Genomic DNA, 8900 nt, shown 5'->3' with positions numbered 1-8900 from the left:
TGTATACCCCATGTCCACCGACGTGCTACTTCCGCAGGTCAGCCTCGGAGTCGCTCAACCTCGCTCCTAAAGCGGTGATCGAACGCGAGCGCCTGGGCACCGGCCGGTGCGCCGGAAGCCGCCGGGTATAGGCCCTGCGAACGCTGCGACACGCAGGCGTAGAGGGTGAACCTACGGGGACGGCGCCAACGCGGTCGGGTGCCACGAGCGCTTGGATTTCCGGCACGAGGTGTCGTTGTCCTGGTCTTTGTCCAGTGCGCTTGCGGACGCCCCAGTTCACCGCCGTACGTGCACCCTGCCTGACCTGCCGCTCGAACCTCTACGGACACCCCCGTACGGTCATGCGGACAGTTGGAAAGCGTGTTGGTCGGAAGGATCGAGGTCGGCTCACGGGATCGAAGTTTCCTACCCCATTGCCCGTGTGAGGGTGGCCCTCTCCTCCCTGAACGCCTCCTCATGCTCCGGCTTCAGTGCGAGGGGAGTCCCTGCGCTCTCCAGGAGGATCAGCGAGGTGATCAGCAAACTGCGCATGAAGCCGTGTATGTGCGGACTCGAGGTCGACGCGTAGCCGCGGTACAGACGCTCGACGAACGCCCGGAAGACCGGCAGGTCTACGTCGCACTCGCCCCGGGGGGCGTTGGCCACAAGACCATCCGAATCGCACCCCACATATCCGTCGGGCAGCGCGGAGCCCGTCGGCGCACTGGTCCGAGTGTTGAGATTTGTGTGACAAAAGATGTTGTTGTTGCGCTGAGTAAGGAGGTGGCCAGTCCAGTGCCGGGTTGACCACAGTTGAACCACATGCACTCCAGCACCGTCCGAACTAGAAAGTCACTGCCTTGCGCCCCTCCCAAACCACCCGCTCACTCGCCATGGGTCTACTCGCGATACTCGCCTGCACGAGTTGCAAGGGTTCGACCGACAATGCGTCCGCGCCGTCAACCCGCACCACCGGCGCGTCGGCCAGTGCCGCCCACACCTCGCCGACGCCCAAGCCATCACGCAAGGTGCCCCCGGCCACCGTCGATGCGGCGTGCCCACTGCTCCCGGTAGGCGATCTCAAAAGACTGCTCGGCGGAAGCAGCCACTCGCAGGTGGTCGCCACCGAGGACCACAGCGAGAAGCCGAACGGCAATTCGGTCAGCCATACGTGTGGGTATGGCAAGCCCGGCTCCTCCTCCGCCGCCTTCGCACTCGACGTCCAAACGCGTGCCCATCCCGTGCTCTCCCCCGCGCAGCTCATCGCCAACGTTGCCAAGGGGGCGCCGGCTCCGGCACACCCGGTCCCCGGTGTGGGGCAGGCAGCGACGTTTTACACACAGCCGAACGGCTTGTCGGTCATGACTGCGGCCAAGCGGTCCGCTGGCCAGGTGCGGATGGTGATATTCGCGGCGCCTGCCATCGTGCCGGAGCAGAAGTTCATCGACGTGGAGAAGCTGGTGCTCAGCCGCATCTGACACGGTGCGCAGGCGCCACCGGCGTACGCAGCCCTGGTCCACGGCATCCCCTCACTCAAGGCCTGTCGCGTCAGACGCCGACCGGATGATCAAAGGCGACCCCACCGTCCAGGACACCGCTGACCGTCGTCGTCGGGGAGGTGCTCGTTGCGGGCGTCGGTGACTACGGAGGCCTTGGGCGTGCACCAGGTCGCGCGGTTGGCCGCACTCATCGCCTTTGTGTTGATGGTGGCTACGGTGGTCCTGGGAGTGATGCTCGGGTTGCGCTTCATGCAGCGCGCCGTCAACCAGGCTGTGCGTCGACCACCGGAAGCCGTTTGACTCCGTGCCGCGCCATCCTGCGCGCAGCTTCCGGCAAGGTGGCGTCGATCCGGACGGTGACGGCCGGGACGCTCATCAGCTCTCCGGCGGTCGCCGCGGCCGGCTTGGTGAGGTCGTCCGGGCGCAGGGGCAGGGTGTGCGGGGCGAAGCCACCGTCGCGCAGCTCCTCCTTACGGACCAGGTCGGCCTCGGACACGAGGCCCATGACGTGCTTCTCGTCATCCAGGACGGGGGCCGCGCTGACCCGTCACTGCCGCATCGCCGTCACGATGTCCTTGAACGCCGCTCCTCGGCGCACGGCGAGGACGGTGCGGGTCATCACGTCGCTCACGGCATACGGGTTGCCGGTCATGGCGACCTCCGGGTCGGTGCCGCCCCTACGACACCTCCAGCTTCGGTGCCGTCTCTACGACACCTCCAGCTTCGGCCGCCCGCCGCGGCGGGCATGAGCCGAGTAGCGGTTTCGGATCCGGGTTTCCCCGGCCCGCTAGGCCTGCGTGACCGGTACCCGCCACACCAGTGTCGTACCGCAGTCCGGCGGGCAGTCCCACTCCAGCCGACCGCCCAACTGCTCCGCCCGCTCCGCCATGTTGCGCAGCCCGCTGCGGCGGCCGTCCGGCGGGATGCCCGCACCGTTGTCCCTGACCGTCAGCAGCAGTTCGTGTCCGTCGGTGGACAGGCTCACGTCGGCGCGGTCGGCGTGGGCGTGCCGGGCGATGTTGGTGAGGGATTCGGAGAGGACGGCGGTCACATGGTCGGCGATCTCCTTGGGCACGTCGGTGTCGAGCAGCCCCTCCATGCGGACGCTCGGGGCGAAGCCGAGGACCTGGGCCAACTCTCCGGCCACCCGTACGGTGCGAGCCCGAAGACCCGTCCCGGCGCCGTCTTCTCGGGCCCGCAGACCGAAGATCGTCGACCTGATGATCTTGATGGTCTCGTCCAGGTCGTCCACGGCGCGTGCCACGCGCTCGGCCGCCTCGCTGTGCTCGATGAACCGGCCCGCGCTCTGCAGGGTCATCCCGGTCGCGAACAGCCGTTGGATCGCGAGGTCGTGCAGGTCGCGGGCGATGCGGTCGCGGTCCTTGAGCACCGCGACCTCCTCCGCGTCCTGTCGTCGTTCCGCCAGCTCCATGGCGATGGCGGCCTGGGCCGCGAAGCCCTGGAGGGTCTCGCTCTCGGTTGCCGTGAACACCGGCCGTCCGGCTTCCCGCGCCAGCAGGAGCACACCTCGGACACCGTCTTCGCCGGTGCCGATGGGAACACCGACGGCGGGGCCCAGGCCCTGGAAGCGGGGAGGCTCCTGCGAGATCCGCGCGTCGTGGGAGACGTCGTCGCTGACAGCCGGGGCGGCGCCGGAGAAGGCAAGGCCCATCAGAGTGGTCCCCAAGGGCAGAACCAGCCCCCGGTGTGCCTCGGCCTTCAGCCCGACGGCGATCTCCACGGTGAGCGATCCAGTGCCCGCCACCGGGAACGCCACCGCGGCCAGCGCCGACCCGGTGATCTCGGCGGCCCGCTCCGCGATCAGGCCGAGCACCTCGGTGCGGCCGCCGCCGGACATCAGGCTGTGGGTGATCTCCGCGTTGGCCCTAAGCCAGCGTTCCCGCAGCCGGGACTCCTCGTAGAGGCGGGCGTTGTCGATGGCGACGCCGGCCGCGACGGCGAGGGTCGAGGTCACGGAGACGTCTTCCTCGTCGAACTGTGTCCCGCCATGCTTCTCGGTGAGGTAGAGGTTGCCGAAGACCTGGTCGCGGACCCGGATGGGGACACCGAGGAAGGTGTTCATCGGGGGGTGGTCGGGCGGGAAGCCGTACGAGGCGGGGTGATCGGAGATCTTCGCCAGGCGCAACGGCTCGGGGTGGCGGATCAGTTCACCGAGGATGCCGTGGCCCTCCGGGTAGGGGCCGATCCGGTCGATCTGCTCCTCGGTGACGCCGACCGTGTGGAAGGCGGACAGCCGCCTTCCGTCGGGGCCGATGACGCCCAGCGCCGCGTACTCGGCGTCGACCAGGACCGCAGCCGCCTCGACGATGCTGTTGAGGGCCTGCTCCAGGTCCAGCTCCCGCCCGACCGAGAGCACCGCCTCCAGGAGGCTGTGTACCCGGTCCCGGGTGCCACGGGCCGCGTCCAGCCGTGCCTGCAGCTCCTCCAGCAGCTCGTCCAGCCTCAGCTGCGGCAGACGTACGCGCGCCTCCTCGGGGCTTCCCACCAGCGTCTCCTCGGATTTCGGGCGGGCTGACACCGGCCGCTCCAGTCAGTGGGTCACGCTACCGGCCTCCCGCGTGCGGCGGTACGGGTTCGAACACGCAAGCTGACGGTCCACCGGCCGCACCAGCCGTGAACGGACGCGAAAGGGGTGCCCGCGTGCTCAGGGCCGTTCGGCCCCACGAAGGGACGGACAGCACCTGCCCCACCGGTCCGGGCCCGTTCGACGCTGGACCCGAACCTGGGCCCCCAGCCGTGTGGAGGAGAACGGTGCCATGGTCCGATACGTGTACGACTTCGCCGAGGGCAGCCGTGACATGGCCGGCCTGCTCGGCGGCAAGGGCGCGAACCTGGCCGAGATGACCCGGATGGGCCTGCCGGTCCCGCCGGGCTTCACCGTCACCACCGAGGCCTGCCGGGCCTTCCTCGCGACCGGCGCCGAACCGGAGGGCATGTCGGCCGAGGTCGCCCAGCACCTGTCCGCCCTGGAGGACTCGGCCGGACGCCGGCTGGGGCAGCCGGACGACCCACTGCTGGTGTCCGTCCGGTCCGGGGCACGTTTCTCCATGCCCGGCATGATGGAGACCGTCCTGGACATCGGCCTCAACGACGACTCCGTCCTGGGCCTCGCCAAGACGTCCGGCAGCGAACGCTTCGCCTGGGACTCCTACCGCCGGCTCGTCCAGATGTTCGGCAGCACGGTGATGGGGGTCGACTCGGCCCTGTTCGAAGAAGCCATCACCCTGCTCAGGGAAGCGCGCGACGCCCCGGACGACGTCCATCTCGACGCGAACGACCTCGGCCGGCTGGTGGAGACGTACAAGCGGCTGATCCGGGACGAAACCGGACTCGACTTCCCACAGTCCCCCGCCGAGCAACTGCGCCTCGCGATCCTCGCCGTCTTCCGCTCCTGGAACGGCGAGCGCGCCCGGTTCTACCGCCGCCGCGAGCACATCCCCGACGACCTCGGCACCGTCGTCACCGTGCAGCGCATGGTGTACGGCAACCTCGGCGCCGACTCCGGCAGCGGCGTCGCCTTCACCCGCGACCCGGCGACCGGCCGGCCCGGCCTGTACGGCGACTATCTGCCCGACGCGCAGGGCGAGGACGTCGTCGCCGGCATCCGCAACACCGTGCCCCTGGCCGACCTTGAGCACCTGGACCCGGAGTCGTACCGGCGGCTGCGCGACCACATGGGGAGCCTGGAGCGGCACTACCGGGACCTGTGCGACATCGAGTTCACCATCGAGCGCGGCACGCTGTGGATGCTCCAGACCCGGGTAGGCAAGCGCACAGCCGAGGCCGCGTTCGCCATCGCCGCCGAACTGGTGGAGGAAGGGCAGATCACGCGGGCGGAGGCGCTGGCCCGGGTGAGCGGCGAAGGTCTGGCCCGGCTGATGTTCCCGCGCTTCGACACCGCCGCCATCGGCGGCCCGCTCGCCCACGGCCTGCCGGCCTCCCCGGGCGCGGCGGTCGGCGCGGCGGTCTTCGACTCCGCCGAGGCCGATCCGGGTCGGCGGCCACCTCATCGTCGTCCACGCGAGAGAAGCCGGCCCCCACCAGCTCGCGGAGCGGCTCCAGGACCGGTTGCGCTCCCAGCTGGAGCGGGCGCTGCACCGCGCCGACACGGCGCGCAGGGAAGCCCCGCCGCCACCGTGGCGAGGCGGTGGCGCCGACGATGCGAAAGCCTCCGGCGACATCTGAGGCCACATGGTCCCCCACCGGGGACCATCGGCCCTGGGAAAGGGCCCTGGCCCGGGAGACAGTGAACGCCGGAGCGGTACCTATCCCCCGCGGTACCGCTCCGGCCATGTGCCGACCGACAGCCAGGCAATGTCCCCCCGAACGCATACCAACGGAAGCCCGCCATGGTCCACGACGACACCAACCGGCCCGTCACCGCGCCACCGCGTCGCCGCGTCGAGCTCGACGCCGCCGAGGCACTGCGCCTGCTGGGCAGCGTGTCCCTGGGGCGGATCGTCTTCACCCGGCACGCTCTGCCGACCGTGCGCCCGGTCAACCACGCCCTGGACCGGGGCGACATCGTCGTCCGCACCCACGAGGGCGCCCAAGTGAGTGCGTACACCCGGCAGACGGACGGTCTCGGTGTCGTCGTCGCCTACGAGGCCGACAGCATCGACCCGGACACGCATCTGGGCTGGAGCGTGGTGGTGACGGGGTACGCCCACCTCGTGACCGACCCCGTGGAACTGGCCCGCTACCAGGCCATGCTGCGCCCCTGGGTGGACGAGACCATGGACCGGGCGATCCGCATCCACCCGGACCTGGTCACCGGTCTCCTGCTCACCGCGGACGGCCGCCCGCAAGAGGACCGAGCCAGGCAGGGGCGGCCGTAGGACGGTGGAGCACCGGTCATCCGGTGGGGACGAGGAGCACGGGGCAGTGCGATCGGTGCAGGAGGGCGTGGGCGACCGGCCGGAGACGGGCACCGCGGCGGCCGTCCGGCCGATGCGATCCGATGACGACGACGGAGGCGTCCCTACTGGCCTCGACCAGCGCGAGCGCAGGGGCGGTGCGAACCGTTCGGCTCTCGATCTCCACGCCCGGGTGCCGTTCCCGTAACCCCGCCATGGCGAAGCGTGGGACGGCCTCCTCCGCCCGGGCGTCCAGAGCCTGACGGCGCTGCCCCGGGCTCGTCGCAGGTATCGGCGAAGGCGGTTCGGGGGTGGTGCGCCGGTGCGCCCAGGAGTGCAGGACCCGCAGTCGCGCGCCGCGCCGCTCGGCCTCCTCCAGGGCGTAGCCGGCCGCCGCCGTGTCGGTTTCGCCCTCCAGGCCGAGCAGTACGTCACGGCGGTCGTCGTCGTGGGGTCGGTCCCCACGTACGACGAGCAGCGGACTTCGCGTGTGCGCGGCGAGCCGCGGGCTCACCGCGCCGAACACCAGGCCGGCGAACCCGCCGAGTCCCCTGGTGCCCACTACGGTGAGGGCCGCGTCCGCGCTCTCGCGGCTCAACGCCTGTACGGCGTCTCCTTCCACGACCGTGGTGTCCACGGGCACGACGGGGTGCCGCACGTGGATTCGCGACACGGCGGAGGCCAGGACCGGCGGGGCTTCGTCGCGGTCCGGCACGGCGTACACCACGCGCAGCGTGGTTCCGCGGCGGGCCGCCTCGTCCGCCGCCAGGTCCAGCGCCCGTACGGAGACCAGCGAACCGTCCACTCCGACGACCACAGGATGCTGGAGAGTCATGGCCCTGCTTCCTTTCAGCGCGCACTCGGCCGGTTTGCGTTTCACCCTCGATGCTGGTCGCTCCGCGGGCTTCGGGGCAGGAGCCGGGGGTACCCATAGGTGTGCCGAACGGCCCTCAGGGACAGGGCCGTTCGGAACACGGCACGGGACGACGCGGGGCGCGGGTACGCGAGCCCGCGGATCCTCCGAGCCGCCGGGCTGGGCGGTGTGTTCGAGCTGCATCCTCGCCTGCCCGAGTCGCTCACCGCGGCCTCGGCCATCGGCTTCCTCCCCACGGCGATGGGCTGAACTGCCCTCCCGCCGGTCGCGGATCGGTGCCGAGCGGCCCTGAGGTGCACCTGGTCGGCCCGTCCCCGGGGGCTGTGGGGACTGCCACCGTCGAGGTGTGACCGCTGGAGGAGGTGCACGGACATGACATGCCGCAGCCCGGTCAGGAAGCCGTTCTGGCGCTGGCGGAGCAATCCGCTGCGACGCCGGGAAGACGTCGTCGAGGCCTGGATCGTGCCGGCCGCGTGGACGGTTGCCGCGCCGGGCGGCACCGCCGCCCGTCTGCTGACGGCACATGCCGCCGACGACAGGCTCGCGCAACAGCGGGCCGAGCGACACGCCGTTCACACGGTACTCGTCACCGATGTCGCACAGCACGCCCCGGCGCTCCGGTCGCCGGGCGGCAAGGCCTTCGCAGAGGTCCGCTGGACAGCCCCCGACGGTTCCGCTCGCACCGGCCTCACCCCGGTCGACACCGGCCTGACGGCCGGGAGCGGTGTCGTGGTCCGGCAGGACGGACACGGCACGCTTGCCACCGCCTCGACGAGTTCCAGCGAGGCCGGCATCGAGGCGGGTGCCCTGGGCGCCTTCGCGGGGCTCGCCCTGATCGGAGCCGTCCAGGCCGTGGGGGCCTTCGCACGGTGGCGTCTCGACCAGCGGCGTGCCGACGCGTGGGCCAGGGAGTGGGACCTGGTGGGTCCCCAGTGGGGCCACAGGACCGGTTGAAAGAGCGCGGCGCCCCGGCTTCGAGAGGGCAAGCCGTGCGACCGATCGTCCGCGAAGAGGGAGGCAGTACGTCATGGAGCAAGCCGTCATCGCCTGCGTCGACGACTCGGCGAACGACCGGGCCGTCGTCCGCTGGGCCGAACAGGAGGCATCGTTGCGCGGATTGCCGCTCCGGGAGGTGCACGGCGCGGTGCCGTACGCGGCGAAGCTCGTCGTGGCCGGCGTGCAGCGGCTGGACACCGCGGCGTTCTCGGCGTGCCCGGTCGTCCTCGTCCCTCCGCAACCGGACCTTCGTCAGGCAGTGCACCCCGTCGCCGAGATCGTGCTCGGACTGAACGCCCGTGAACCAGCCGCGGGGGCTGTCGACTTCGCCTGCGAGACGGCCCGGCTCTGGGATGTCCGGCTGCGCGCCGTGCACGCCTGGCAGCTTCCGCCGTGCGCCGCAGAACTGCCTTTCGGCGTACCGGAGGAGGACCGTGGCGCGTGGGAGGACCAGGAGGTGCAGTTGCTGGCCGACGCGCTGCGGCCGTGGCGGGAGAAGTGCCCCGAGCTGCACGTGCTGGCCGATGTCCGGCTGTTCACGCCGGCCCAGGCACTGCTCCAGGGGTCCGCGAGCGCCGGGCTGGTGGTCGTGGGCCGGGGTTTGAGGGGCGGGCCGGGGACGGTCGCGCCGCTGCTTCTGCGGGATGCCCGGTGCCCCGTCGCCGTGGTGTCCTC

Annotated in this window: 8 protein-coding genes and 1 pseudogene; 5 read left to right on the top strand and 4 right to left on the bottom strand. The window is 71.0% G+C overall.

All coding sequences use genetic code 11. From position 1 onward, the window contains the following. Window positions 1-405 precede the first annotated feature (405 nt). On the bottom strand, window positions 406-645 hold the full coding sequence (locus tag VXC91_RS39620) for a DUF6086 family protein (protein WP_329512204.1): 240 nt from the start codon (window positions 643-645) through the stop codon (window positions 406-408). A 449-nt stretch (window positions 646-1094) separates the two neighbouring features. Here VXC91_RS39620 and VXC91_RS39615 point away from each other — a divergent pair, with 449 nt between their 5' ends. Beyond that, window positions 1095-1457 (top strand): hypothetical protein, encoded by a 363-nt coding sequence (locus VXC91_RS39615; protein WP_329512203.1) that lies wholly within the window; start codon window positions 1095-1097, stop codon window positions 1455-1457. Window positions 1458-1740: 283 nt separating this feature from the next. Here VXC91_RS39615 and VXC91_RS47285 read toward each other — a convergent pair whose 3' ends face one another. Together VXC91_RS47285 and VXC91_RS39600 are read right to left on the bottom strand one after the other, a co-directional pair. After that, window positions 1741-2004: a CBS domain-containing protein gene (locus VXC91_RS47285; RefSeq protein ID WP_408057593.1), complete on the bottom strand. Its 264-nt coding sequence runs from the start codon at window positions 2002-2004 to the stop codon at window positions 1741-1743. Window positions 2005-2265: 261 nt separating this feature from the next. Next, a complete protein-coding gene (locus VXC91_RS39600; RefSeq protein ID WP_329512205.1) occupies window positions 2266-3984 on the bottom strand; it encodes a GAF domain-containing sensor histidine kinase in 1719 nt (572 codons plus the stop codon). 271 nt (window positions 3985-4255) lie between these two features. Between VXC91_RS39600 and VXC91_RS39595 the strand changes: the two are divergent. Next, a pseudogene (locus tag VXC91_RS39595) lies at window positions 4256-5489 on the top strand (PEP/pyruvate-binding domain-containing protein); the annotation flags it as partial. A 359-nt stretch (window positions 5490-5848) separates the two neighbouring features. After that, window positions 5849-6337: a pyridoxamine 5'-phosphate oxidase family protein gene (locus VXC91_RS39590; protein WP_329512202.1), complete on the top strand. Its 489-nt coding sequence runs from the start codon at window positions 5849-5851 to the stop codon at window positions 6335-6337. Between the two features lie 16 nt (window positions 6338-6353). On the opposite strand, the gene VXC91_RS39585 is transcribed toward VXC91_RS39590, so the two are convergent. Continuing rightward, window positions 6354-7190: a universal stress protein gene (locus VXC91_RS39585; protein ID WP_329512201.1), complete on the bottom strand. Its 837-nt coding sequence runs from the start codon at window positions 7188-7190 to the stop codon at window positions 6354-6356. A gap of 411 nt (window positions 7191-7601) precedes the next feature. Here VXC91_RS39585 and VXC91_RS39580 point away from each other — a divergent pair, with 411 nt between their 5' ends. Continuing rightward, window positions 7602-8183, top strand: a complete 582-nt coding sequence (locus VXC91_RS39580; RefSeq protein WP_329512200.1) for an Rv1733c family protein — start codon at window positions 7602-7604, stop codon at window positions 8181-8183. A gap of 73 nt (window positions 8184-8256) precedes the next feature. Then, the coding region (locus VXC91_RS39575; protein ID WP_329512199.1) for a universal stress protein at window positions 8257-8900 on the top strand (644 nt) is incomplete at its 3' end.

The organism is Streptomyces chiangmaiensis, from assembly GCF_036281785.1.
GTDB classification, from domain to species: Bacteria; Actinomycetota; Actinomycetes; order Streptomycetales; family Streptomycetaceae; genus Streptomyces; species Streptomyces chiangmaiensis.
The sequence above is the reverse complement of the archived record's forward strand: the minus strand, read 5'-3'. Positions and strand labels throughout refer to the sequence as shown.

Bases quoted from the DNA above. Each gene is read 5' to 3' on its own strand.
- VXC91_RS39580 (WP_329512200.1), top strand. From the start codon at position 7,602: ATGACATGCCGCAGCCCGGTCAGGAAGCCGTTCTGGCGCTGGCGGAGC.
- VXC91_RS39585 (WP_329512201.1), bottom strand. From the start codon at position 7,190: ATGACTCTCCAGCATCCTGTGGTCGTCGGAGTGGACGGTTCGCTGGTC.
- VXC91_RS39590 (WP_329512202.1), top strand. From the start codon at position 5,849: ATGGTCCACGACGACACCAACCGGCCCGTCACCGCGCCACCGCGTCGC.